Below are 26,492 nucleotides of genomic sequence, written 5' to 3'. Positions count from 1 at the left end.
CTGCAGCAGCTGAGCCAGGGTAGCTATCCGCTGACGGCGACGCTGACCGATGCGGCCGGTAACACCCAGACCGTGACGCAAAATATCGATGTGAAAACCGCCTTACCTGCGCTTAACGTCCAGGCGCTGACCGACGGTAACGATCTGGATGCGGCAGAGATCAAGGTCGATCAGATCCTTCAGGGAACGGTGACCAATGCCGAGCCGGGTAGCGTGATTACCGTGACGCTCGGTTCGGGCAGCTATCAGGGCACCGTGGATGCGGGTGGCAGCTGGCGCGTGACCCTGCCTGCCGTGGAGCTGCAAAAGCTTGCAGACGGCACCAACACGCTAACCGTCAGCGTAACCGACACTTACGGTCAGAACACCTCGGTTGAGCATAGCTTTACCGTTGATACCACCGTTGATGCGGTGGCGATCAGCATTATCTCCAGCGATGACTACCTGAATTTTGATGAGGCGAGCAGCGATCTGGTGATCAACGGCAACAGCGCCGGGCTGCCGGTCGGTACCGTAGTAACCGTCACGCTGAACGGGCAAAACTATGTCGGTGCGATTGCCGCCAACGGTGCGTGGCAGGTGACAATCGGCTCTGCCGATCTGCTGGCACTGAACGACGGCGCTGCCGTGGTGACCGCTACCGCAACCGGCCCTAACGGTGTTGTCATCGACAGTCATACCTTTACGGTGATCGTTAACGATCTGCCGCAGGCGGTGGTCAATACGCCGTTTGGTGATGGGGTGGTGAACCTTACTGAATCCGAGCGTGATCAGTTCGTGACCGGCAATACCGGCGTCACCGGTGCAGGGCAGACGGTTGTGGCGACGCTCAACGGGCAGCAGTACACCGGTACCGTTGCCGCCGATGGCAGCTGGTCGCTTGTCCTGCCAGCCGGGGCGATGACGACCCTGCCGGACGGCCCGGCATCGTTTGACGTGACCGTTACCGATGCCGCAGGCAACGACGCTTCCCAGACCATCCCGTTCAACGTAGATAAAGTGCCGCCGGAGGTAACCGTTCAGCCGATCAACGGTACGGATACGCTTAACGGTACGGAAGTGCAGAGCAACCAGGCTATCAATATTATCTCACCGGATGCCGCCCAGGTGACCGTAAACATCAACGGTGCAGGCTACACGGCGCTGCCGGGTGCCACGCCGGGTAGCTGGGTGGTGACCCTGCCTGCCGGTGCGCTGGCTGCGCTGCCTGACGGGCAGGTCGCCTATACCGTGACCGTGACCGATGCGGCCGGTAACGCAACGATCATTACCCGGGGCGTTAGCCTGGACGGGACGCCGCCGAACGTGGTGGTCGATCCGGTTACCCGTGATAACGTGCTCGATCCTGCCGAACTGGCAAACGGCTTTACCCTCACGGGCCGCACCGTGCCTGCCGAACCAGGCGCAACGGTGGCCCTTACCGTTAACGGCCAGCCGCTCAGCGGCGTGGTTAACGCCGACGGCAGCTGGGCGGTACAGGTTCCGGCTACGGCCCTCAGCGGCCTCGGCGACGGTCCACAGCAGCTTACGGTGACGGTCACGGACAGCGCGGGCAACGCCTCTGCGCCGCTGAACGTCGGTTTTGCCGTTGACTCCACCGCCAGCGCGCTGCTGATCAACCCGGTAGAAGGGGACAACGCCATCAGCCTGGCGGATATCAGCGACGGGATCACCATCAGCGGTTCGTCGGTGCGCATTCCTGAAGGTACGCCGGTCACCGTTACCCTTAACGGGCAGCAGTATCAGGGCATAGTGAACGGCGGCGGTTTCTGGACCGTGAACGTACCGAATGCCGCTGCCGCGCTTATCAGCGATGGTACGGCAACCGTGACCGTCTCGTCGGTCGATGTTAACGGCGCACCGCTGTCCAGCGAGCAGCAGTTCGTGATCATTACTCAGCAGCTGCCGCTGGCAACAATCAACACGCCGTTTGGCGATGGCACTATCAATATCGTTGAGGCTGCGGCAGGCGGAGCGTTAACCGGCACGACCGGCAGCCGTGGCGCAGGCCAGACCGTCACCGTCCAGCTGGACAACAACGCGCCACTAACCGGGACGGTGGATGCCAACGGCAACTGGACGCTGCCGCTGACGCCAGCGCAAATCAGTGGGCTGGGGCAGGGATCGCATACGGTGACGGTCACCGTCGCGGATGCGGCGGGCAACCAGAATACCCAGACCGCACCGCTGAACGTTGATACCGTAGCGCCGTTGCTGACGATCAATGACGTGACGGTGGATAACACCATCAACGGCAGCGAAGCCAGCGGGGCCATTGTGATCAGCGGTACCGGTGGGCCATACGATGCCCAGAACGTGCAGGCGGTGATCGTGCTGGTTAACGGCCAGAACTACGATGCGATCCTGCAGCCGAACGGGACCTGGAGCATTACTCTGCCAGCCGGGGCGCTGGCAAACGTTGCCGACGGGCCGGTGGCGATCTCAGCAAGGATCACCGATCCAGCAGGGAATACTACTACTACCCCGGGCAGTTTCATCCTTGATGCCTCGCCGCTGAATGCCCCGCTGATTGCGGTGAATACCGTGTCGGCAGACAACTTTGTCAACGCACTGGAGGCGCAGAGCCCGCTGACGATCGGCGGCACCACCACGCGGGTAGAAGAGGGACAGACCGTTACGGTGATCCTGAGCGGTCAGAGCTATACCGCTCAGGTCGCTGCCGACGGCAGCTGGACGCTGGATATTCCGCCTACGGCGCTGGCGGCAGTGGCTGACGGGGCGCAAACCATCAGCGTGCAGGTGACCGATCGCGCTGGCAACGTGGCGACGGGGGCGCAGAACGTAACCTTCGCCGCCACCCCGGCTTCTCAGCCGACGCTGACCGTGAACGTCGTGGCGCAGGATGACATCGTCAATATTCAGGAGCAGGGTCGTGATCTGATCGTTAGTGGCTCGTCGAGCAATCTGGCAGCGGGTACGGTGATCAGCGCCACCTTCGCTGGCGCACCCTACAGCGCGACCGTAGGCAGCAACGGCAGCTGGCAGTTTATCGTGCCACAGTCGGTGGTACAGACTCTCGCTGATGGTACCACCTATACCGTTACCGCCACGGCGGTAGATGCGGCGCAGAATAGTGCCCAGGCTACGCATACCGTTGGCGTCGATCTGACGCGGCCGCTGCTCACCGTGCAGACAGCAGGCTCTTTCCTGGAGGATAACCGGGTCAACATCGCTGAGTCGCAGCTGGATCAAATCATCACCGGAACCGGTACGCCGGGCCTGACGGTGCTGCTGCCCATTAACGGCAAAACCATTGCGGCGGTCATTGACGGTGACGGTGGCTGGAGCATGACTATTCCGGCAGGGGATCTGCAATCGCTGCCGCAGGGAACCTCACAGCTGGGCTTCAGCGTCACCGATCCGCAGGGCAACAGTCAATCTGTGCCGGTGTCGATTAACGTCAATACCCAGAATGCACCGGCCATTACGCTCAATGCCGCCTTTGGCGATAACATCGTCAGTTCGGCAGAGCTGGCTGCGGGCACGACCCTCACCGGGACGGTTAGCGGTGTGCCAACCGGCAATCAGGTCACCGTCACTATTGGTACGCAAAACTTCTTTGGCACCGTTACCGGCACCACCTGGGCCGTAACCGTAGCAGGCGGTGAACTGGCCGGGAATGGCATCTTGCCTGTTACGGTAACGGCGCTTGATGCATTTGGTAACCCGGCCACGGCCAGCACCAGTCTCGACGTCGTGCGCTTTGGGCCTGCGGCAGAGCTGCCGCCAGCGCTGTTTGGTGATGGCTACCTCAACCAGGAGGAGGCCAATACCGGGGCGCAGATTACCGGCTCAACCGGCCAGGCCGGGCCAAACCAGCAGGTGAGGATCGTCATTGATGGCCTACAGGAGTTTGTCGGTACCGTAGACGTTAACGGCAACTGGACGGTGCCGTTAACACCACAGCAGCTGAATGCCTTTACTGACGCGACCCATACCATGACGGTGATCGTTACCGACCGGGCGGGCAACGTCGCTACCTCGCCAGCACAGAACTTTACCGTTCGTACCGATGCGCTGACGCCGCCGACGCTGGATACCGCCTTTACGGATGGCTTCCTGAGCGCCGCCGAGACGCTGACTGACTCGGCGCTGACCGGATCGACGGGCGTGCCTGCTGGTCAGGTGGGCAGCGTGCTGGTGAGCATCAACAGCGGTCCGGCACTCGTGGCGACGGTAACAGGCGCCACCTGGACGCTGCCCCTGACCGCCGCACAATTGCAGGCGCTGCCGGACGGTGTGCTGAACGTAAACATTACCGTCACCGATATCGCCGGGAACCAGATCTCCGGGCAGGGCAGCTTTGAAGCGATTGTTGATGCCCTGCCGCAGGCGCAGTTTGTGACCCCGTTTGGCGATGGCACACTGAACTTCACCGAATCGCAAAGCGATCAGGTGCTGCGCGGCAATACCGGCGTCACCGGGCCGGGGCAGACGGTTAGCGTCACGTTGAGCACCGGCCAGATCTATAACGGTCCGGTGCAGGAGAATGGCGATTGGATCATCACCCTGCCTGCTACCGATCTGCAAACCCTGGCTAACAACACCACGCCGACCTTTGAGGTGACCGTCCGCGATCGGGCAGGCAATATCGATACCGATCCGGGCAGCTTCCAGGTGCGTACCGCGCTACCTGTGCCGGTTGCTAATAACCTGTTTGGCGATAACATTCTCAATATCAACGAAGCGGCGGGCGCGGCGCAGATCACCGGATCTACCCAGGTGCTCGGGCCTAACCAGTTTGTGACCATTCGGGTTGATGTGAACGGTACGCCGTATACGGCTAACGTGCTGGAAGATGGCACATGGACCATTAACCTGCCGGCAGGCTCGCTGCAGTCGCTGGCCCAGGGGCCGCACCAGCTGGTGATCTATGCCGAGGATCAGTACGGCAACAGCGCTACCGTCCCGGTACCGTACCAGGTGGCGCTGACCCCGCCAAACGTGACCATCACTACGCCGCTGTTTGGCGATAACGTGGTCAGCGTGGATGAGGCGAGCGGCACCAATACCATCGCTGGTAGCTTTACCACGACTTACCCGGTGGGAAGCCGCGTTGACGTGACGGTGGGCGGCAAGCTCTTTACTAACGTGCCGGTAAACGGTACGACCTGGTCTCTGACGCTGACCGACGCCGATTGGGCGGGCGTGGCGCGAGGGGATCAAAGCGTGCAGGTCACGGTAACCGACGGCGCGGGCAACGCCAACAGCACCAGCGCCCCGGTCACTATCCTGATCGATGTGCCGACGCTGACGGTCACCACGCCGTTTGCTGGCGATAATGTCCTGACCTACGAAGAGAGCCAGACGGTGCAGACCATCGCCGGGACCTCAACTAACCTGGAAGCCGGGCAACCGTTGCTGGTGACCTTCCCTAACGGAAGCACCTTCAATACCACTATTCAAGCGGACGGCAGCTGGACGTTGCAGCTTACGCCAGCGGATATGGCAGGGCTGACGGCGGGCACCATCACCGTTCAGGCCACGGATCGCGCGGGCAACCTGGTGTCAATCGACGGCGGCACGCTGGCGGTCGATCTGACCCCGCCGCCAGCCTTCCTGACCCTGGACGTGATCGCAGGCGATAACCTTGTTAATGCCAGCGAACTTACGGGCGATACCCTGCCGATCGCTGGCCGGGCCGTTAACGTGACCGGGCTGGTGAACATTCTGCTTGATGGACAGTTCATTGGAAACGCGACTATCGCCCCGGACGGCAGCTGGGCCTTCAACGTGCCGCGCGCGGCGCTGGGTGACGGCCCGCATACGCTCAGCGTCGAGAGCGTAACCACGCCGGGCTTCACGTCATCCCAGCCGTTTGTTGTCGATACCGTTGTGCCAACCATCACGCTGAACAACTTTGCCAGTGACAACGTTGTCAATACTGATGAGAAGGGCCTGAGCCAGACCATCAGCGGGACCGCCAGCGAGCCGGGCCGCGATGTCCAGGTGACGCTCAACGGCAAAACCTACTATGCAACGGTCAATCCTCAAGGCGAATGGGCAGTTACCGTTCCGCAGAGCGACGTCGCAGGACTGACCGACGGCACCTATCCGCTGACTGCCAGCATTACCGATGCGGCAGGCAACCCGCAAAGCACCACCCAGACGGTAACGGTCGATGCCAGCGCGCCGCTGCTCTACGTTGACGCCCTGGGCGTGCCGGCGGTGCTCAATACCGCCAGCGCGGCGACAGGACTGCTGCTGCAGGGGACGGGCGATCCGGGTAACGAGGTGACCATCCAGCTTGGACCGATCAGCTGGACCGGGCAGGTCGATGCGCAGGGTAACTGGCGCTATGACTTCCCGAATATCGATCTGACCACGCTGGCCGATGGTCCGCAGGTGATCAGCATCTCTTCGCGGGACAGCGCTGGCAACGTTTCTACTAACAACGTTGCGCTGAACGTTGCGCTCAATCCTACTCTGGGCCTGCTCTTTGACTCGCTCTTCTTTGGCGATGGCATTCTGAACGTGGCCGAGTCGCTGGTTACCCAGACCCTGACGGGCCGGGTCGAAGGCGACTATCGCGGGGCGCGAGTTAACCTGACGCTGGTGGGCACGGACGTGACCATTAACGATCTACTGGTCGGGCCGGACGGTCGCTTCTCCGTCAACCTGCCGCCGGAGCTGTTGCGGGGGCTGCTGACCGACACCCTGGCGCTGCAGTTTGACGTCATCGACGCCAACGGTAATACCCGTCAGGAGATTGTTGACGTAGGCCTGGCACTGACCGACCTGCCGGTCGTGGGCGAGATCCTGATGACGGCGGACAACGTGCTTAACAGCGTAGAGAGCGGCGTTGCCCAGACCCTGAGCGGGACGCTCGACAACGCGGCGAACGTCACGGGCATGGTGGTCAACTTTGGTGGTCAGGCGATCAATGCGGTTGTGGATACCGTCACCGGGGCCTGGTCTGCGGTACTGCCGGAGACGCTGCTTAACACCCTGCCGGACGGCCAGGCGAACGTGGGTCTTGCCATCACCGACGCCTTTGGCAACGTCATTAATACCAGCGCCAGCTTTAACGTGGCGCGGGCGCTGCCGACCATTGGGCTCGATCCGCTGTTTAGCGACGGCGTGTTGAGTATTCCTGAGCTGCTGGGTTCCGCCCTGAGCGGCACCGCAACCCGCCTCGCCGGACAGCAATTGACTATCCAGATCGGTAACGCCGAGGCCTTTACCACCAACGTCGATGGCAGCGGTCGCTGGGCCGTGAACCTGCCGGCGGCGGTGCAGGCTCTGCTACAGGGTATCGGCACGGGGGATGTGCCGGTGACCGTTAGCGCCTTCGACCAGTACGGCAACCCGGCAAGCCAGACGGCTAGCATTCGGGTGGACCTGGTGGCACCGGTGCTTAATAGCCTGGCGGTATTTACCGACAACGTACTCAACGTCGCGGACTCGCTGCTGAGTCAGACCATCAGCGGCGTGGTGGGTAACGCGCCGGTCGGCTCCCGCGTCGAGGTACAGGTGGCAGGTAAAACCTTCCTCGGCTCGGTCGGGGCGGGCGGCTTGTTCTCAATCAATCTGGCGCCATCCGATCTGACCGGCCTGCTGGACGGTGCCTTCCAGCCGCAGGTGACGATCGTCACTCCGGACGGCAACAGCGCCCAGATCGCCGCGCCGGTGGAGGTGCGGGTAGGCCTGGCTAACCTGCCGACGGTCGTAATCAACTCCCTGTTCGGCAACGATGGCTACATCAACCTTGCCGACCTGAGCGTCGCTCAGACCATCAGCGGGACGGCGGCAGGGCTCGCATCGGGCCTTGTCACCGTCAACGTGGCAGGCCAGCCTTTCACCGGCAACGTGGTTGACGGGGTCTGGTCGGTGACGGTACCGGCAGGGGCCTTAGCGGGTAGCGTGGTCAACGGCGCGCTGAGCGTAACTGCCAGCGTAGTGGATACCGTCGGCAACGTGGTCACCGGCAACCAGGTGGTGAATGCCATCGTGCAGAACCTGCCGACGCTGGGCCTCAACACGCTGTTTGGTAACGGCACGCTGGATCTGGGCGATCTCCTCTCCACGCCGCTGCTGTCGGGGACCAGTTCTAACCTGGCCGCTGGTACGCTTATCGACGTTAAAATCGGGCCATTAAGCCTGACCACCACCGTCGGGGCGAACGGAACCTGGCAGCTGCCGGTACCAACCCTCTCGCTGCAAGGGCTGGCTGACGGCGTGTTGCAGGTCACCGCCACCGCCCGCGACGTGGCGGGTAACGTTGCCAACACCGCACAGGATCTGACGGTGGCGATCCAGCAGGCACCTTCGCTGCTGATCAATACCCTGTTTGGCGGCAACGGGCTGAACGCGGCTGAGATCCTCAGCGCGCAGGTCATCACCGGGACCAGTACTAACGCGGCCGGTTCGCTGGTCAACGTCTCCCTTGGCGGTAAAACCTACCAGTCAACGGTGGCGGCCAACGGCAACTGGTCTGTATCGGTGCCGAAAACCGACCTCGCGGCGCTGCTGGATGGGACGCTGACGGTCAACGCCAGCCTGGTCAACCCGGCAGGCAAGAACGCTGCTGCTACCTCGCTGGTGGATGTGATCACCCACAACCTGCCGACCATCTCGCTGACCTCGCTGTTTGGTAATGATGGCTACCTCAACATCAACGAGGCGGCGTCGGGCCAGGTCATCGGCGGTAAAATCGGCGGTGTACCGGCGGGAGCGTCTGTTGTCGTTACCCTTGGCGGAACGCCGATTAACGCCCTCGTTGATGCAGCGGGCAACTGGACGGCGACGGTTAGCAACTCGTTGCTGCAAAACCTTGCTACCGGGGCGCTGAAGGTCGGCGTAGCGGTAACCGACCGGGTGGGTAACACCACGGCAACCGAGGCGGACGTTAGCGTCAAGCTGACCCAGCCAACGCTGGCAATTACGCCGATTACCAACCTGTTAGGTGTTATTGGGGGTGTGCTCACTGGCCTGCTTGGCTCAGCGAAGCTGACCATCAGCGGGACCTCCAACAACCTCGGTCAGGGCGCGCTGGTGCACCTCAACCTGCTCAACCTTGCGCAGGCGACGGCAATAACCGGTGCCGACGGCAGATGGTCAACTACGCTTGATGTAGGGCTTGATTTAGCGAAGATTTTGTCGCTTGGCACGGTCATCAATCTCTATGCCGCAGACGTGGCAGGGAACGTGGGATACCTGAACGTTGGCCTCAACGGCAGTAACCCCACCACCACGCCGCCAGTCGGGACGCAAACTCTTGCGGCAGAAGCCACCAGCTTCTCGCTGCTGGCAGCCAGTGCGGTAGAGAGCAGCGATACTACCCAGCAGACCACGGAGGAGAATAGCGCAACGCATGCCGCCGTGAGTCGTGTAGCGGCCACCCCTAACAGTGAAGAAAATGCCTCTGACGCTAGTGCATCAGGCGGCACGGCTGACGAGGCCTTCACCATTGGCGGCCTGAGCATCACCCTGGCCGATGGGACGCAGCAGAGCGGGGAGAGCGTGCAGGGCAGCGCCGGCAGCGACACGATCCACCTTTCGACGCTGGGCTTTATTGATATCAACGGTGGCGCGGGCACCGATACCCTGGTGCTGGATGGCGTCAATATGATCCTTAACCTTATTGATACCGCGAGCCGTGTCCACAACGTCGAGATCATCGACCTCGGTAAATCGGGTACTAACAGCCTGACGCTCGATCTGAACGAAGCGCTGACGGTAACCGATAAGCCGGAAGACGATCTGGTGATTAAAGGCAGTAACGGTGACCAGGTGAACCTGGTGCATGGGGCGAACGACATCTGGGCTGTCAGCGGTCAGCGCGAAGTCGACGGGATGCAGTTCGATGTCTATCACAACAGTGCTCAAAACACGACGTTAGGCGATGTGCTGGTCCAGCAAGGGCTGCACGTCAATATGGTATAGCGTTATCCCTGTCATTTATGCCTCAGGGATGAGGCATAAAAGATAAAAAAAGATCACCAGGGAAAGTCAGGGTGGATAGATGAAAGCAAAGGCATTGTATTTAGTTCTGCTGGCCGCGCTCGGAGCGAGCGTGATGAGCACAGCATACGGAGAAGAGCAGTTTAACTGGCAGGCCGCCCCCGGAGAACAGCTCCAGGCGCAGCTGACAATCAAAGAAGCAATTTTACGCGCCTTCGCTCGCAACCCCAAAATTGCCCAGGCGGCGGCGCAGATACACGTAGGAAAAGCGAATCTGGACGAGGCGGAGAGCGCCTGGTTTCCACAGGTTTCGCTGCAGGGTAACGTGGGGCGTTCGCACCGCAACGACTCGGCAGGCTCCCTCAACAACAACGGCTCCGGCGGCGTCAGCCTCAAGCAGCTGATCTACGACTTTGGCAAAACCGGCGGCAGCATTGATGAGCAGCATAATCTTTCCGATGCCTACCGCTACGATCTCTATAACTCCCTCAATGAGGTCGGCATGGAGACGCTGCAAACCTACCTGCAGGTCAAGCGCTACCAGGCGCTGGCCGAAGCAGCACGCAAAAATATTGTCTCACTGCAGAGCGTGCAGGAGATGGCCGATCTGCGCGCCGAGGCCGGATTAAGCTCCCAGTCCGACGTGTTGCAGGCCCAGACGCGCATCGCCGGGCTGAACGCCTCGCTCGCCCAGTACGAGGCCCAGACCCGCTCGGCTCAGGCGGCGTTGAGCGTGCTCACCGGCGTGAAGTCGGACACGCTCCCCGATCTGCCTGAAGATCTGATGAAGCAGAAAATCACCCTTAATTCTCTCCCCTACGAACGCAGCAATGCGGTGCGCAGCGCTCAGGCGAGGCAGCTGGCGGCGGACGACCGCATTCGTCAGGCCCAGGCTCAGCACTGGCCGACGGTCTCGGTGCAGGCGGGGCGGACGCGCTATCAGAACGATAACGACAGCTACTGGGACGATCAGGTTCAGCTGGTGGTGGATGCCCCAATCTATCAGGGCGGTGCCGTCGGTGCTCGCGTTGATGCGGCCGAGGGGGACAGGGCTAGCGCCCGGGCGCAGGTGGAGGCCAGCAAGCTGGATATTAACCAGCGCGCCGCCACCGCGTGGGCCGACCTTACCGGGGCGCAGCAGCGCCAGCAGGCAGGGGATGCCCAGTACCAGAGCGCCGATCGCGCCCGGGGGGTCTATCGCGACGAGTACCGCCTGAGCAAGCGCAGCCTTAACGATCTGCTTAGCATTGAGCAGGACGTGTTTCAGGCCGATACCGCGTCGATTACCGCTCGCTACGACGCCTGGGATGCCGCGGTACGCTATGCGGCCGCCGCAGATAATCTATTAGATATGTTAGGCATTGAGCGTAGCCGCACTATCGGCGATACCCTGCCATCACTTTAAGCGCTAACGGCCAAGGAGTAGTTATGCAACAGCCGGATACTGATAGCTGGATCAATGTCATGGTGCGGGCGGCGGGGCGGTTTGGCCTGCCGGCGGATGCGCCTGCCGTACGCCAGCAGATGCGCTGGTTTGAGAGTTTGCCGCTTAACGCGCGGCTGGAGAGATTAAGCGGCCTGATGGGACTCCAGGTGCGCGTAGTAGAGCTGGAGAAGATGCGCTGGAATGCGCAAAACCTGCCGGTCATTGTGCAGCTAGAGTCCGGCGAACTGATGCTGCTGGAGTCTATTGATGCCGACGGGCTGGTGGCCTACTGGCTGAGCGAGGGGGGCGATCTGGTGCGCGAGGAGGCGCTGGAGACGCTGCTCACCCGCGTTAAGCCGGAGGTGGTGATGCTCGGTATTGCCGCCCGTGGGCGCGACTCCCGCATCGACGACTTTACCCGTCCCTGGGAGGAGCACTGGTTCTGGCGGCACTTCCGCCATGCCAAGCGCAAGCTCTCCGAGATCGCCCTGGCTTCGGTGCTGGGCAACGTGCTGGCTCTGGCGGGGATCCTCTTCTCGATGCAGGTCTATGACCGGGTTATTCCCGCTCAGTCGATCCCCACCCTGTGGGTGCTGTTTATCGGCGTGCTGTTTGCCGCCCTGCTGGAGTTTATGATCCGCCTGGCGCGTACCCATGTCTCTGACATTATGGGCAAGCATATCGATCTCAACGTCTCCTCGCTCTTTTTTGCCCGCGCGATGGCGATCAAGAACGACTCCCGGCCAAAATCCACCGGCTCGTTTATCTCCCAGCTGCGTGAGATTGACCAGGTGCGCGAGCTGCTCACCTCGACCACCGTCGGCGCGGCGATGGATATTCCTTTTGTCCTGCTGTTCCTCGGCATCATGGCGCTGGTGGGCGGCCCGCTGGTGATCATTCCGCTGATCGCCATTCCGCTGATCGTGATCCCTGGGATCCTCGTCCAGTGGCCGATGGCCAAGCTGGCGAAAGAGGGGATGCGGGAGAGTGCGATCCGCAACGCGGTGCTGGTGGAGTCCATTGAGGGCGTCGAAGATATCAAGGCCCTGCAGGCCGAGCCGTACTTCCAGCGCCAGTGGGAGCACACCCATGCCGTGGGGGCCAACATCGGCATGAAGCAGCGCGTCTGGGGTGCACGGCTGAGCGGCTGGGCCTCTACCGTTCAGCAGATCACCTATGCCGGGATGCTGGTTTTCGGCTGCTATCTGGTGATGGAGGGGAACATTACGACCGGTACGCTGGTGGCCTGTAGCCTGCTCTCGTCGCGCACCATCGCGCCGCTGATGCAGCTGACCATGGTCTTCTCCCGCTGGCAACACGCCAAAATGGCGATGAACGGCCTCGACGATCTGCTCAAGAAGCCGCTGGATAAGAGCGCCGATCAGAAAATGGCCCACTGCCCGGTGCTGGCCGGTCACTATCAGGTGCAGAAGGTGCAGTACAGCTACGATCCCGAGAAGGGCGATCAGGCGGCGCAGATCGACGGTCTGGAGATAAAGCCCGGCGAGCGGGTGGCGATCCTCGGCAAGACCGGGGCGGGTAAATCGACCCTGCTGAAGCTGCTGTCAGGTCAGGCGCAGGCCAGCAAGGGTAAAGTGATCATCGACGGCGTCGATATGGCGCACATCGATCCCATGGATGTTCGCCGTCAGGTGGGCTACCTCTCCCAGGACTCACGCCTCTTTTTCGGCACGCTGCGGCAGAACCTGATGCTGGGCCATCCGCATGCTACCGAGGCGGAGCTAATCCAGGCCCTGCGCATCAGCGGCGCGATTGGCATGGTGCAGCAGGATGCCGCCAGCCTCGACCGGCTGATTAACGAGGGCGGACGTGGCCTCTCCGGCGGCCAGCGCCAGATGGTGCTGCTCAGCCGCCTGATTGTGCGCAACCCGCAGATCGTACTGCTTGATGAACCCACGGCATCAATGGATGAACAGCTGGAGGCGTGGGTCATTCGCCAGCTTCAGCAGTGGCTCACCGGACGCACGCTGGTGCTGGTGACCCACCGCCCGGCGCTGCTGAATCTGGTCGACAGAATTGTGGTGATGGAGAACGGCAAGGTGATTGCCGACGGGCCGCGCGACACGCTGCTTCAGCAGGCGGCGCGCAACAGCAACGTGGCATCGATAGCCTGAGGAGCGAGCGATGAGTCAACTGAGTATGCAGGACGATCTCGCCCGTCAGGGGCGGTTCTACTCGTCGGTGATCTGGCTGACGTTGGCGGGGCTGCTGATCTTCGTGGTGTGGGCGTGGTGGGCGATTCTGGATGAGGTGACGGTGGGAACGGGCAAGATCACGCCGTCAACCCATGCTCAGGTGATCGAGAGCCTCGACGGCGGCATTGTCAGCGCGATGCTGGTGCGCGAGGGGGATATCGTTGAGCGCGGGCAGATGCTTGCCCGGCTCGATCCCACTCGCTTTCAGTCTAACTACGGTGAGTCGGCGGCCAGGGTGCGGGCGCTGCGCGCGTCCAGCGAGCGTCTGCGCTCGGAGCTGACCGGAGAGCCGCTGCGCTTTAGCGAGGAGTCGATGCGCGAGCCGGAGCTGGTGGCGCGTGAGCGGCAGCTGTACGAATCCCGGCGGCGCAATCTGAACGAGACGGTGGCAAACCTGCAAAAAACCTATCAGCTGGTGATGTCAGAGCTGCGCATGACCCAGCCGCTGGTGGCCAAGGGCGCGGCAAGTGAGGTAGAGGTGATCCGCCTTCAGCGGCAGGCTACCGAGCTACAGGGTAAGATCGACGAGGCGCGCAACCAGTTTGCGGTGCGCGCCCGCGAGGAGCAGGTAAAAAACAACGCCGATCTCGACGCGCAGATCCAGGCGATGAGCGGTAAAGCGGATCAGGTGGATAGGGCGACGCTCTTCTCGCCGGTGCGCGGCATCGTCAAGGATATTCAGGTCACCACCGTCGGCGGCGTCCTGCAACCGGGGGGCAAGCTGATGGAGATCGTCCCGCTGGAGGATCAGCTTTTAGTCGAGACCCGGATTAACCCACGGGATATCGCCTACATCCGTCCGGGCCTGCCCGCGACGGTCAAGGTCACCGCCTACGACTCCTCGATCTACGGGAATCTTACCGGTCTGGTGGAGGTGGTGTCGCCGGATACGCTTCAGGATGAGGTACGCCGGGACCAGTTCTACTACCGCGTCTATGTGCGCACCAAGAGCGCCGAACTGCAAAACAAGAGTGGTCAGCGCTTCCCAATCCTGCCGGGTATGGTGGCAAACGTAGAGATTAAAACCGGACAGAAATCGGTGATGGACTACCTGATCAAGCCGCTGAACAAGGTCAACGAGGCGCTGCGCGAGCGCTAGGCAATCTTACAGAAGGCAGGCACACCCTCTCCCCAGCGGAGAGGGAGGTGCTTGAGATGTTGCAGTTTAGCGCCCGGCGTTTTTCATAATACGGGCTTTATCGACCTGCCACTCGCGCTCTTTCACATCGGAGCGTTTGTCGTGCTGTTTCTTACCGCGCGCGACGCCAATCTTCACTTTGCACCAGGCATTTTTCCAGTACATAGAGAGGGCGACAACGGTATAGCCTTCGCGGTTTACGCGGCCATAGAGCGTGTCGAGCTCGCGCTGGTTGAGCAGCAGCTTACGGTTGCGGGTAGGGTCGCAGACGACATGGCTGGAGGCGACGCTCAGCGGCGTAAAGTTGGCGCCGAACAGGTAGGCTTCACCCTCAATGAGGATCACATAGCTGTCGCTGATGTTGGCCTTCCCGGCGCGCAGGGACTTCACTTCCCAACCCTGAAGGGAGACGCCCGCTTCGAACTCTTCTTCGATAAAATATTCGTGACGGGCGCGCTTGTTGAGCGCAATGGTAGCGGAACCCGGTTTATGTGCTTTTTTCTTTGTCATAAGTATCGTAAATCGTCGGTAATCAGCTGTTGAAAAATACCCCATCTATCCTGCGAGGTGTAACGCGTTATATTAGCATGAGTTTGCCTTTGCGTTTTCCTTTCCTGGACAGGAAATGTTATTATTTATGAGGTGTAGACCTCAGGATAACGCTATGCCGCAGATAAGCCGAACTGCTTTAGTGCCTTACAGCGCAGAGCAGATGTATCAATTAGTGAACGACGTAAAGTCCTACCCGGAATTTTTGCCAGGCTGTACCGGCAGCCGGGTTCTGGAAGCAAGCCCGACGCAGATGACGGCTGCCGTTGATGTCTCGAAGGCAGGCATCAGCAAGACGTTCACTACCCGTAACACCCTTACCAATAACCAAAGCATTCTGATGCAGCTGGTGGATGGTCCCTTTAAGCAGCTGATGGGCGGCTGGCGGTTTACGCCGCTGAGTCCCGATGCCTGCCGTATTGAGTTCAATCTGGACTTCGAATTCACCAACAAGCTGATCGAGCTGGCGTTTGGTCACGTGTTCAAAGAGCTGGCCTCAAACATGGTGCAGGCGTTTACCCATCGCGCCAAAGAGGTTTACAGTGCCGGGTGACATTCGCGTTGAAGTGGCCTATGCCCTGCCGGAGAAGCAGTACCTGCAGCGCGTGACGCTGAGCGAGGGGGCAACGGTGGAGGAGGCGATTAACGCCTCGGGTCTGCTGGAGCTGCGTTCCGATATCGATCTTGCGAAAAACAAGGTGGGTATCTTCAGTCGTCCGGTGAAGCTTGCCGACGCCGTGCAGGACGGTGACAGGGTGGAGATCTACCGCCCGCTGATTGCCGATCCGAAAGAGCTGCGGCGCAAGCGTGCGGAAAAAGCGGACGACGAATAGCGACGTGCTCAAATAAAAAACGTGCTCCAACAAAAAAGCGCTCATTGAGCGCTTTTTGTTTGTTTACCTGACGGGACCTAGTTGGACAGGGCCGGTTTGTTATCGATGTTGGTCAGCACGCCGTTACTGTTAAAGGTCAGGGTCAGCGTCTGCTGCGTGACATCTTCATGGCCTGGCTGCTGGCGGAACACGTAGAACCAGGTGTTAGTACCAAACGGATCGCTCATCATCGGAGTACCCAGCGCATAGGCAACCTGCTGTTGCGTCATGCCGATACGAATTTTAGAGATGTCGTTAGGTGCCAGATAGTTCCCCTGGTTGATATCTGGGCGGTAAACCACTTTCTCCAGAGTGGAACAGCCAGCAGTCATCATCAGAAGAACCGCTGCGGCAGCAGTCAGCGTTTTACAGCGCATAGTGATTTGGTTCCTTTTCGGGCCTGGTAGTACGCGGCTCATTTGTAATATGCCGATAATAATAGACCTTTAGCGAGTTTGAAACCTCTGCTATCGGATCCAGCGGCGATTTTATGTCTCACTATGACCCAGAATTAGCTGAAAAGTTTAGGCTGCGAGCAGTTCTTTCGCATTAGCCAGCGTGTTCCGGGTGACCTCGCTGCCGCCCAGCAGGCGCGCCAGCTCCTGCAGCCGTGCCTTTTTATCCAGCGGCTGCATGTGGGTTTCGGTCATGGCACCGTCGGTCTCTTTGCTGACGTAGAAGTGGTGGTGACCACAGCCCGCCACCTGCGGCAGGTGCGTTACGCACATCACCTGGGTGGATTCCCCCAGCTGGCGCAGCAGTTTGCCGACTACCGCTGCGGTCGGGCCGCTGATCCCCACGTCAACCTCATCGAAAATCAGCGCCGGGGTTTCCATCTTACGGGCGGTAATCACCTGGATCGCCAGGGCGATACGCGACAGCTCACCGCCGGAGGCCACTTTCGAAATCGCCTGCATCGGTTGGCCCGGGTTGGTGGTTACGCGGAACTCAATGCGGTCAGCCCCTTCCAGCGTCAGGTGACGCTCGTCAAAGCTAACGTCGATATGGAAACGACCGTGCGGCATCGACAGGGCGTGCATGCTCTCGGTGATCAGCCCGCTCAGCTCCTGGGCATACTTCATGCGCTGCGCATGCAGCAGCTGCGCGGTCGCCAGCGCCTGCTGATGGTGCTTCTGCACCGCCAGGGAGAGCGTCTCCTGAGAGTCGGCCTGATCGTCAAGCTGCTGCTGCTCATCAAGCAGCGCCTGATAGTGCGCCGGCAACTCTTCCGGGGTGACGTGATGTTTGCGCGCCAGCGAAATCTGCTTGGCGATGCGCTGCTCCAGCTCGTAGAGGCGGTTCGGATCGAGGTCGAGGCGGTCGCAGTAGTGGCGCAGCTCGTCGCTGGCTTCGCTCAGCTGAATGGCGGCCTCTTCCAGCATATCGAGCACGCTGGAGAGCTTGCTGTCCATGCCCACCAGCTCGGTCACCATCTGACGGGCGGTGTAGAGCTGGCTCTGGAGGTTGGCGTCGTCGCTGTCGGCGAGCAGCGTCAGAGCGTTCTGGCTGGTGCTCAGCAGCTGGCCGCTGTTAGCGAGACGCTTGTACTCTTCGTCGATGCGCTCAAACTCGCCCGGCTGCGGACTGAAGTCGTTCAGCTCTTTCAGCTGGTAGTGCAGCAGCTCGGCGCGGGCGCTGCGCTCCTGGCTCTGCTGCTGATGCTGGGCCAGCTCGCGGCAGCTGTGGTTCCACAGGCGGTAGTGCTCTGCCATCTGCTGGGTAAGAGCATACTCCCCGGCATAGCCATCGAGCAGGGTTTTCTGGTGATCGGACTTGGTCAGCAGCTGGTGCGCGTGCTGGCCGTGGATCTGAATGAGAAGCTGGCCCAGCTCACGCAGCTGGGAGAGGGGCACCGCCGTGCCGTTGATAAAGCCACGGGAGCGGCCGTCGCTGCTGATGACGCGACGCAGCAGGCACTCACGGCCATCTTCAAGCTGGTTCGCTTCCAGCCAGCGCTGGGCAGCAGGGGTGTCTTTCAGGGAAAAGCGGGCGCAGAGATCGGCGCGTGCGGCGTCGGTGCGAACCATGTCGGCGTCTGCACGCCCGCCAAGGCACAGCCCGAGGGCATCGATGGCAATGGATTTACCCGCGCCGGTTTCGCCAGTAATGGCGGTCATGCCGCTGTGAAAATCAATTTCCAGCTCGCGAACAATTGCAAAATTACTGATGGTCAGTTGTGCCAGCATAGCCGCTTTTCCTGTATGAAAAACCATAACTGTGTTTTCGTACAGTATAAACAGGTTTTATATCCAGTAAAGCACCCGCCGCCGTTTTCAGAACAATTTTTTTGACCAGCCCAGCTTGGAGCTTAGGGTATTAAAATAGCTATAATCCTTCGGGTGGATCAGGTTGAGATGGTAGTCACAGCGGCGGATTAACACATCTTCACCCTCCTGGATCGGCAGCGCAATCTGGCTGTCGCAGCTGATCTCCAGATCGCTACGCCGATGCGAGAAGCGCAGGCGGATCGTGCTGCTGCTGTTGATCACCAGCGGGCGAGCCGACAGCGTATGCGGGAACATCGGCACCAGGGTAATGGCGTCCAGCGACGGGGTGAGGATCGGGCCGCCCGCCGAGAGCGAGTAGGCCGTGGAGCCGGTGGGGGTAGAGATGATCAGGCCGTCCGAGCGCTGGGAGAAGGCAAACACCTCATCGATATAGACCTCAAACTCGATCATATGCGCCACCTTGCCCGGATGCAGAACCACCTCATTGATGGCGGTGCTGATCCGCTTCTGGCAGTCGTGCTGGCACACCTGGGCCTCCAGCAAAAAGCGCTTTTCGCTGATGTAGTGCCCTTCAAGCACGTCCGCCAGCTGCTGCTGGGCGTTATCCGGATCGAGATCGGTCAGAAAGCCGAGGTTGCCACGGTTAATACCGATAACCTTAATATCGTAACGCGCCAGGGTGCGGGCCGCGCCGAGCATATTGCCGTCGCCGCCGACCACCACCGCCAGATCGGCCTGCTGGCCAATCTCCGCCAGCGTGCCGGTGCGCACGTTGGTCAGTTTTAGCTCCTGAGCGATCTGCTGCTCAACGATGACGTCATATCCCCGGCCAGACAGCCAGCGCCAGAGCATCTCATGTGTGGTCAGCGCCGTAGGGTGACGCGGGTGGCCGACGATCCCAATACAGGTGAAATGAGTACTCATTATCTGGAGTCCTTTTGCCAAATGAAGGGTGACAATCTTAAGGCTTCTCTTGAAACCGGAAAACTGATCCCCATAATAAGCGAAGTTAGCGAGATAAATGCAAAAAAACGCGGAGAAATTCATGAGTAGTAAAGAACAGAAAACGCCTGAGGGGCAAGCCCCGGAAGAAATTATCACGGAGCAGCATGAAGAGGTTGAGGCAGTAGAGTCTGACGCTTCTGTTGAGCAGGTGGATCCGCGCGATGAAAAAATTGCGAACCTCGAAGCGCAGTTAGTCGAGGCGCAGAATCGCGAGCGTGACGGTGTCCTGCGTATCAAAGCCGAGATGGAAAACCTGCGTCGCCGCACCGAGCTGGACATTGAGAAGGCGCACAAGTTTGCGCTGGAGAAGTTTATCAATGAACTGCTGCCGGTGATCGACAGCCTGGATCGCGCGCTGGAAGTGGCGGATAAAGCTAACCCAGAGCTGGCACCGATGGTGGAAGGTATCGAGCTGACCATGAAGTCGATGCTGGACGTGGTGCGCAAGTTCGGCGTTGACGTGGTTGCCGACACCAACGTGCCGCTGGATCCGAACGTTCACCAGGCGATTGCCATGGTTGAATCTGAAGAGGTCGCGGCAGGCAACGTGCTGGCTGTGATGCAGAAAGGCTACACCCTGAACGGCCGCACCCTGCGCGCCGCGATGGTCACCGTCGCGAAAGCGAAGGCCTAATCAGCACGGTGTAATTTGTAGGCCCGGTAAGCGAAGCGCCACCGGGCGTTACTGTGCTGAGGCTGCTATGCCGGGCGGCACTGCGTTTGCCCGGCCTATTACTCTGTTACGCTCTCCCGCAGCGGTTTAACCGGCAACACCTTCACCTGCTTAATCATGTTGTCCTGTACGTCGAGAATATCGATGTCGTACTGGGCAATACGTACCCGCGTTCCCGCAGCAGGGATCTCCTCTAACGCCTCCAGCAGCATGCCGTTGATGGTGCGCGCTTCCTCTTCCGGCAGCTGCCAGTTAAAGGCTTTATTGAGCTCGCGCACGTTGGCGGTGCCGTCAATGATCACCGACCCGTCGTTCTGTGGGGTGACCTCTTCTGCAAGGGTAGGGGACATTGAGGTGGTAAAGTCGCCGACGATCTCTTCGAGAATATCCTCTACCGTCAGCAGGCCCTGCACGTCACCGTACTCGTCGACCACCAGGCCAACCTTTTTCTTATTACGTTGGAATTTCACCAGCTGGACGCTGAGGGGCGTGCCTTCGGGGATGTAGTAGATCTCATCCGCCGCGCGCAGCAGCATCTCTTTGGTAAACTCCTGCTTTTCGGTCATCAGGCGGTAGGCTTCGCGCACCCGCAGCATGCTGATGGTGTCGTCTAGCGATTCGCGGTACAGCACGATGCGCCCGTGCGGGGAGTGGGTCAGCTGGCGAACAATGGACTTCCAGTCGTCATTGATGTCGATACCGACAATCTCATTGCGCGGCACCATGATGTCGTTAACGCTGACCTTCTCCAGATCCAGCACCGACAGCAGCATGTCCTGATTACGACGCGACATCTGCGAGCGGGATTCATGGACGATAGTGCGCAGCTCCTCTTTGCTCAGCGCACTGCTCACCACCACGTCGGCCTTGATACCCACCATGCGCATCAGCAGGCGGGTCACGGTATTGAGCAGCCACACCAGCGGCATCATGACGATCTGCAGCGGCCCGAGCAGAACGCTGCTGGGGAAGGCGACCTTTTCCGGGTAGAGCGCGGCGATGGTTTTCGGCAGCACCTCGGCAAAGACCAGCACCACAAAGGTCAGCACCCCGGTGGCAATCGCCACCCCGGCGTTGCCGTAGAGGCGCATGCCGACGATGGTGCCGAGCGCGGAGGCGAGGATGTTAACCAGGTTGTTACCGATCAGCACCAGGCTGATGAGACGGTCGGGTTTGCGCAGCAATTTTTCTACGCGCTTTGCTGCGCGGTTGCCCTGCTTCGCCATGTGACGCAGCCGGTAGCGGTTCAGCGTCATCATGCCGGTTTCGGAGCCGGAGAAGTAGGCGGAGATCACCACCATGACGATCAGCGTGATAATCAGCGTGGTGGTGGAGATGTGTTCCAAGAGAGTTCCTTACGTACTTTACGTTTGTGCTTAGCCAGCAAATTGCTGAATAACGCGGCTACCAAAGTAGGCCAGCGTGAGAAGACCTGCGCCCGCGACGTTAAACCAGACCACCGGGCGACCGCGCCATCCTTTATGATAGTGCCCCCACAGCAGAACGATATAGACAAACCAGGCAACGATGGAGAGCACCGCCTTATCGATGTTCTCCATGCTGAACAGATTACGCATGTAGAACAGGCCTGTGCAGAGCGTCAGCGTCAGCAGCACCACGCCGATCTGGGTGATGTGAAACATCTTACGCTCAATGCTCATCAGCGGCGGCATCTCGCTGCTGAAGGCCAGACGCTTGTTCTTCAGCTGGTAATCGATCCACGCCAGCTGCAGGGCGTACATGGCGGCAATGATCAGCGTCGCATAGGCAAACAGCGACAGGCCAATGTGCACCATCATGCCCGGCGTCGCCTCAAGGTGAGTGACGAATTCGTTGGGCACAAAGGTAGCGAAGGCCAGGTTGATCAGGGCGAAGGCGTAGACGATAGGCAGCAGCAGCCAGCCGCGATTCTTTGACGCCACGATGGTCATCACCGTACAGATCATCAGGCTGACCAGCGAGCCGACGTTGAGCAGGCTTAGGTTTTGTCCCGTATCGCCGTCGGGAAAAATGCGCGCCTCCAACGCCAGTGCATGGCTTACCAGGGCAATGACCGCGGAGATGATAGCCATCCGCCGCCAGCCGCTGTTTTTTTGCAGCAGGCCGGGAATAATCAGCGCAAGGCTGACAGAGTAAGCAATAAGCGCAAGCAGGGCAAAAACGGGCATAGTAATGTCGACAGTTGCAGTAGATAGAAGAGAGGCAGTATAGCGTTACGTGACCTTGCCTCCAACCGTTGCATCACAACCGTTGCATCACTACCCTGACATCACAACAACAGCGGCTTCATGTTATACTGCCGCAAAATCGTATTTATGTGTCGCTCAGGCGGCCAACCGTTTCCACCCCAGGTGAAAGACAATGTTTGATAATTTAACCGATCGTCTGTCGCGCTCGTTGCGCAATATCAGTGGCCGTGGACGCCTCACCGAAGAGAACATCAAAGAGACGCTGCGCGAAGTGCGAATGGCACTGCTGGAAGCGGACGTCGCCCTGCCGGTTGTACGCGAGTTCATTAACCGCGTAAAAGAAAAATCGGTTGGTCATGAAGTGAACAAGAGCCTGACCCCGGGTCAGGAGTTCGTCAAAATCGTACGCGGCGAGCTGGTTGCGGCGATGGGCGAAGAGAACCAGGTACTTAACCTGGCCGCACAGCCGCCTGCGGTCGTGCTGATGGCAGGCCTGCAGGGTGCGGGTAAAACCACCAGCGTCGGTAAGCTGGGTAAGTTCCTGCGCGAGAAGCACAAGAAGAAGGTGCTGGTGGTTTCCGCCGACGTCTATCGCCCGGCGGCGATCAAGCAGCTTGAGACGCTGGCCCAGCAGGTCGGCGTCGATTTCTTCCCGTCCGACGTTGCCCAGAAGCCGGTTGATATCGTTAACGCGGCGCTGAAAGAGGCGAAGCTGAAGTTCTACGACGTGCTGCTGGTGGATACCGCCGGTCGTCTGCACGTTGACGAAGCAATGATGGACGAGATCAAACACGTCCACGCCGCCATTAACCCGGTAGAGACGCTGTTCGTCGTCGATGCCATGACCGGCCAGGACGCCGCCAATACGGCGAAGGCGTTCAACGAAGCGCTGCCGCTGACCGGCGTAGTGCTGACTAAGGTTGACGGCGACGCCCGCGGCGGTGCGGCCCTCTCTATTCGTCATATCACCGGCAAGCCGATCAAGTTCCTCGGCGTGGGTGAAAAAACCGACGCGCTGGAGCCGTTCCACCCGGATCGTATTGCCTCCCGTATCCTCGGCATGGGCGACGTGCTGTCGCTGATCGAAGATATCGAGAGCAAGGTAGACCGCGCGCAGGCAGAGAAGCTGGCGAACAAGCTGAAGAAGGGCGACGGCTTTGACCTCACCGACTTCCTTGAGCAGCTCAAGCAGATGAAGAACATGGGCGGCATGGCCAGCCTGATGGGCAAGCTGCCGGGCATGGGCCAGCTGCCGGACAACGTGAAATCCCAGATGGACGACAAGGTTCTGGTGCGTATGGAAGCGATCATCAACTCGATGACGCTGAAAGAGCGCGCCAACCCGGACATCATCAAAGGCTCCCGCAAGCGTCGTATCGCGGCAGGCTGCGGCATGCAGGTGCAGGACGTAAACCGTCTGCTGAAGCAGTTCGATGACATGCAGCGCATGATGAAAAAGATGAAGAAAGGCGGGATGGCAAAAATGATGCGTAGCATGAAAGGGATGATGCCGCCATCCGGTTTTCCAAAGCGTTAGTCGCTTTAGAGATTGCTTTTTGCCCCGAAACGAGTAAAATTTTCGGGCTTTTAATATGACACCGGGCTCCGTTCCTCGACGGGGCCTGTTGTTTTATTCACACAAGAGGATGTTATGGTAACTATTCGTTTAGCTCGTCACGGCGCAAAAAAGCGTCCGTTCTACCAGGTTGTTGTTACTGACAGCCGTAATGCACGCAACGGTCGCTTCATTGAGCGCGTTGGTTTCTTCAACCCGATCGCTAGCGAAAAAGAAGAAGGCACCCGCCTGGATCTGGATCGCATCGCTCACTGGGTTGGCCAGGGCGCTACCGTTTCCGATCGCGTTGCTACGCTGATCAAAGAAGCAAACAAAGCAGCTTAATCTGTCACGGTGGTCATGATGAGCATTAAAGCACCTGTTGAACCGATCGTATTGGGAAAAATGGGTTCTTGCTACGGGATCCGTGGTTGGCTCAGAGTGTTTTCCTCCACTGAAGACGCTGAAAGCATTTTTGATTACCAGCCCTGGTTTATCCAGAAGGCCGGTAAGTGGCAGATGGTCGAGCTGGAAAGCTGGCGTCACCACAATCAGGACATCGTCATTAAGCTGAAAGGCATTGATGACCGTGATGCCGCGAATGCGCTGACTAATTGTGAAATTGTCGTGGATTCGTCGCAGTTGCCGCCGCTTTCTGAGGGTGACTACTACTGGAAAGACCTTATGGGCTGCCAGGTAGTAACCACAGAAGGCTATGCCCTGGGGAAAGTCATCGACATGATGGAAACCGGGTCAAATGACGTTCTCGTCATTAAGGCAAACCTGAAAGATGCGTTTGGTATCAAGGAGCGGCTGGTTCCGTTCCTCGATGGACAGGTTATCAAGAATGTCGATCTCACTACTCGTACAATCGAAGTAGATTGGGATCCTGGTTTTTAAACCTCCGGATAAACGGTAGGCACGGCACGATGGGGATTGGCTTGTGTTCATTGGTATAGTTAGCCTGTTTCCTGACATGTTTCGCGCCATTACCGATTACGGGGTAACTGGCCGGGCCGTTAAAAATGGCCTGCTGAGCATCCAGAGCTGGAGTCCGCGTGACTTCGCTCATGACCGGCACCGTACCGTGGACGATCGTCCTTACGGCGGCGGACCGGGGATGCTTATGATGGTTCAACCCTTGCGGGATGCCATCCACGCAGCGAAAGCCGCGGCGGGTGAGGGCGCAAAGGTGATCTATCTGTCACCTCAGGGACGCAAGCTTGATCAAGCGGGCGTGAGCGAACTGGCAACGAATCAGAAAATGATTCTGGTGTGCGGGCGCTACGAAGGGGTCGATGAGCGTGTGATCCAAACCGAAGTCGACGAAGAGTGGTCTATCGGCGATTACGTGCTCAGCGGTGGTGAGTTACCAGCAATGACGCTGATTGACTCGGTTGCCCGGTTTATTCCAGGCGTACTGGGGCATGAAGCTTCGGCAACGGAAGATTCCTTTGCCGATGGGTTGCTGGACTGTCCACACTATACCCGTCCTGAGGTGTTAGAAGGCATGGAGGTGCCGGCAGTTCTGCTGTCGGGTAACCATGCCGAGATACGTCGCTGGCGTCTGAAGCAGTCGCTGGGCCGCACCTGGCTTAGAAGACCTGAACTTCTGGAAAACCTGGCTCTGACTGAAGAGCAAGCAAAGCTGCTGGCGGAGTTCCGAAAAGAGCACGCACAACAGCAGCAAATACATGATGGGATGGCGTAAGCCTCCAAATATCAGTTTACCCAGGATAAGAGATTAAATTATGAGCAACATCATTAAGCAAATTGAACAAGAGCAGATGAAGCAGGACGTACCTTCCTTCCGTCCGGGTGATACCGTGGAAGTGAAAGTATGGGTTGTTGAAGGTTCCAAAAAACGTCTGCAGGCATTCGAGGGCGTGGTTATCGCTATTCGTAACCGCGGTCTGCACTCTGCATTCACTGTTCGCAAAATTTCCAACGGCGAAGGCGTTGAGCGTGTCTTCCAGACTCACTCTCCGGTAGTTGACAGCATTGCTGTTAAACGTCGTGGTGCTGTACGTAAAGCTAAACTGTACTACCTGCGTGAGCGTACCGGTAAGTCTGCTCGTATCAAAGAGCGTCTTAACTAAGATTCGCTTTCGCGACATCCTGATAAAAAGGGGCTGGCCTGTGGGCTGGCCCCTTTTTTTATACCTGCGCGCGCGATCTGTTAACTCCTGCGTTATAAATCCTTTACAATGTCTGCTCTCGACCGGAGGGCTAGTGGCTAACCTGATGCATCACTCAACATGGAAACGCGCAGCGGCATTGACCGCGCTGTTTGCGATCCTGCTGATCGTGATTGCACCACTGATCTCCGTTGCGCTGCAAAAAGATCCCATGAGCGCGATGCCTGGCATGCACCACGAGATGTCGATGATGCCTGAGCATCACGTCATGCCGGAGCATCATGCGATGCCTGAACATTCGCCCGCATCGCAAAGCATGCCGGTCGACCATGCCGAGGCATGCGGCTACTGCGTGCTGCTAGCGCATGTGCCAGGCGTGATCCTTGCGCTTATCGTTCTGCTCTGTGGCGTGCTGCTCAGGCTGCGCATAACGCCACCGCGGCCCACCGTCTGCCACTGGCACTTCTTCCCCTGGCTCTGCCCCGATACCCGCGCGCCGCCGCGCCTGTCTGCTTTTTCCCTCTAAAAATTTCCTGTACGCCCCGGCGTACCAGCAACTTTTTACCTAAAAAAAGGAAA

19 protein-coding genes are annotated in these 26,492 nt (G+C 59.4%); 13 read left to right on the top strand and 6 right to left on the bottom strand.

Going from position 1 to position 26,492, the window contains the following annotated elements:
• Window positions 1–72 precede the first annotated feature (72 nt).
• The 4 genes from EV102420_RS00155 (at window position 73) to EV102420_RS00140 (ending at window position 14,665) form a co-directional block, all read left to right on the top strand.
• The gene (locus tag EV102420_RS00155) at window positions 73–9,906 is read left to right on the top strand and encodes a beta strand repeat-containing protein (protein ID WP_217996431.1); all 9,834 of its coding nucleotides are present in this window, start codon (window positions 73–75) and stop codon (window positions 9,904–9,906) included.
• 133 nt (window positions 9,907–10,039) lie between these two features.
• Window positions 10,040–11,329, top strand: a complete 1,290-nt coding sequence (locus EV102420_RS00150) for a TolC family outer membrane protein (RefSeq protein ID WP_255211638.1) — start codon at window positions 10,040–10,042, stop codon at window positions 11,327–11,329.
• Between the two features lie 23 nt (window positions 11,330–11,352).
• Window positions 11,353–13,485 (top strand): type I secretion system permease/ATPase, encoded by a 2,133-nt coding sequence (locus EV102420_RS00145; RefSeq protein ID WP_042387533.1) that lies wholly within the window; start codon window positions 11,353–11,355, stop codon window positions 13,483–13,485.
• Between the two features lie 10 nt (window positions 13,486–13,495).
• Window positions 13,496–14,665, top strand: coding sequence for a beta-barrel domain-containing protein (locus EV102420_RS00140; RefSeq protein ID WP_042387530.1), 1,170 nt, complete (start codon window positions 13,496–13,498; stop codon window positions 14,663–14,665).
• Window positions 14,666–14,731: 66 nt separating this feature from the next.
• Here EV102420_RS00140 and smpB read toward each other — a convergent pair whose 3' ends face one another.
• Window positions 14,732–15,214, bottom strand: coding sequence for an SsrA-binding protein SmpB (smpB, locus tag EV102420_RS00135; RefSeq protein ID WP_042387529.1), 483 nt, complete (start codon window positions 15,212–15,214; stop codon window positions 14,732–14,734).
• 154 nt (window positions 15,215–15,368) lie between these two features.
• Between smpB and EV102420_RS00130 the strand changes: the two genes are divergently transcribed.
• Both EV102420_RS00130 and EV102420_RS00125 read left to right on the top strand, forming a co-directional pair.
• On the top strand, window positions 15,369–15,806 hold the full coding sequence (locus tag EV102420_RS00130; protein ID WP_042387527.1) for a type II toxin-antitoxin system RatA family toxin: 438 nt from the start codon (window positions 15,369–15,371) through the stop codon (window positions 15,804–15,806).
• Window positions 15,796–16,086 carry an RnfH family protein gene (locus EV102420_RS00125; RefSeq protein ID WP_042387526.1) on the top strand — a complete coding sequence of 97 codons (291 nt, stop codon included), beginning with the start codon at window positions 15,796–15,798 and terminating at the stop codon, window positions 16,084–16,086. The genes EV102420_RS00130 and EV102420_RS00125 overlap by 11 nt, the downstream gene beginning before the upstream one ends.
• 77 nt (window positions 16,087–16,163) lie before the next feature.
• Here the strand turns inward: EV102420_RS00125 and bamE are convergent, their stop codons facing one another.
• The 3 genes from bamE to nadK all read right to left on the bottom strand — a co-directional run bounded on the left by bamE (window position 16,164) and on the right by nadK (window position 19,277).
• Window positions 16,164–16,502 carry an outer membrane protein assembly factor BamE gene (bamE, locus tag EV102420_RS00120; RefSeq protein ID WP_042387524.1) on the bottom strand — a complete coding sequence of 113 codons (339 nt, stop codon included), beginning with the start codon at window positions 16,500–16,502 and terminating at the stop codon, window positions 16,164–16,166.
• Between the two features lie 147 nt (window positions 16,503–16,649).
• A complete protein-coding gene (gene recN / locus EV102420_RS00115) occupies window positions 16,650–18,311 on the bottom strand; it encodes a DNA repair protein RecN (protein ID WP_042387523.1) in 1,662 nt (553 codons plus the stop codon).
• An 87-nt stretch (window positions 18,312–18,398) separates the two neighbouring features.
• Complete coding sequence (nadK, locus tag EV102420_RS00110; RefSeq protein ID WP_042387520.1) at window positions 18,399–19,277, bottom strand: NAD(+) kinase; 879 nt, start codon at window positions 19,275–19,277, stop codon at window positions 18,399–18,401.
• A gap of 121 nt (window positions 19,278–19,398) precedes the next feature.
• Here nadK and grpE point away from each other — a divergent pair, with 121 nt between their 5' ends.
• Window positions 19,399–19,992 (top strand): nucleotide exchange factor GrpE, encoded by a 594-nt coding sequence (gene grpE / locus EV102420_RS00105; protein ID WP_042387519.1) that lies wholly within the window; start codon window positions 19,399–19,401, stop codon window positions 19,990–19,992.
• A 98-nt stretch (window positions 19,993–20,090) separates the two neighbouring features.
• Here grpE and EV102420_RS00100 read toward each other — a convergent pair whose 3' ends face one another.
• Complete coding sequence (locus EV102420_RS00100; protein ID WP_042387518.1) at window positions 20,091–21,377, bottom strand: HlyC/CorC family transporter; 1,287 nt, start codon at window positions 21,375–21,377, stop codon at window positions 20,091–20,093.
• 30 nt (window positions 21,378–21,407) lie between these two features.
• Window positions 21,408–22,199: a cytochrome C assembly family protein gene (locus tag EV102420_RS00095; protein WP_042387515.1), complete on the bottom strand. Its 792-nt coding sequence runs from the start codon at window positions 22,197–22,199 to the stop codon at window positions 21,408–21,410.
• Between the two features lie 193 nt (window positions 22,200–22,392).
• Here EV102420_RS00095 and ffh point away from each other — a divergent pair, with 193 nt between their 5' ends.
• The 6 genes from ffh to EV102420_RS00065 all read left to right on the top strand — a co-directional run bounded on the left by ffh (window position 22,393) and on the right by EV102420_RS00065 (window position 26,439).
• The gene (gene ffh / locus EV102420_RS00090) at window positions 22,393–23,757 is read left to right on the top strand and encodes a signal recognition particle protein (RefSeq protein WP_042387514.1); all 1,365 of its coding nucleotides are present in this window, start codon (window positions 22,393–22,395) and stop codon (window positions 23,755–23,757) included.
• Between the two features lie 114 nt (window positions 23,758–23,871).
• A complete protein-coding gene (gene rpsP, locus EV102420_RS00085) occupies window positions 23,872–24,120 on the top strand; it encodes a 30S ribosomal protein S16 (protein ID WP_042387512.1) in 249 nt (82 codons plus the stop codon).
• A gap of 15 nt (window positions 24,121–24,135) precedes the next feature.
• Entirely contained in the window at window positions 24,136–24,675 is a 540-nt protein-coding gene (rimM, locus tag EV102420_RS00080; protein ID WP_042387509.1) for a ribosome maturation factor RimM, read from the top strand.
• Between the two features lie 43 nt (window positions 24,676–24,718).
• Window positions 24,719–25,486, top strand: a complete 768-nt coding sequence (trmD, locus tag EV102420_RS00075; RefSeq protein WP_042387508.1) for a tRNA (guanosine(37)-N1)-methyltransferase TrmD — start codon at window positions 24,719–24,721, stop codon at window positions 25,484–25,486.
• A 40-nt stretch (window positions 25,487–25,526) separates the two neighbouring features.
• Window positions 25,527–25,874 (top strand): 50S ribosomal protein L19, encoded by a 348-nt coding sequence (gene rplS / locus EV102420_RS00070; RefSeq protein ID WP_006178051.1) that lies wholly within the window; start codon window positions 25,527–25,529, stop codon window positions 25,872–25,874.
• 145 nt (window positions 25,875–26,019) lie between these two features.
• Complete coding sequence (locus EV102420_RS00065; protein ID WP_370678330.1) at window positions 26,020–26,439, top strand: DUF2946 domain-containing protein; 420 nt, start codon at window positions 26,020–26,022, stop codon at window positions 26,437–26,439.
• Window positions 26,440–26,492: the final 53 nt, after the last annotated feature.

Source organism: Pseudescherichia vulneris NBRC 102420 (assembly GCF_000759795.1).
Taxonomy (GTDB): Bacteria; Pseudomonadota; Gammaproteobacteria; order Enterobacterales; family Enterobacteriaceae; genus Pseudescherichia; species Pseudescherichia vulneris.
Note: the sequence above shows the minus strand (reverse complement) of the source record. Positions and strands in the feature narration are given on the sequence as shown.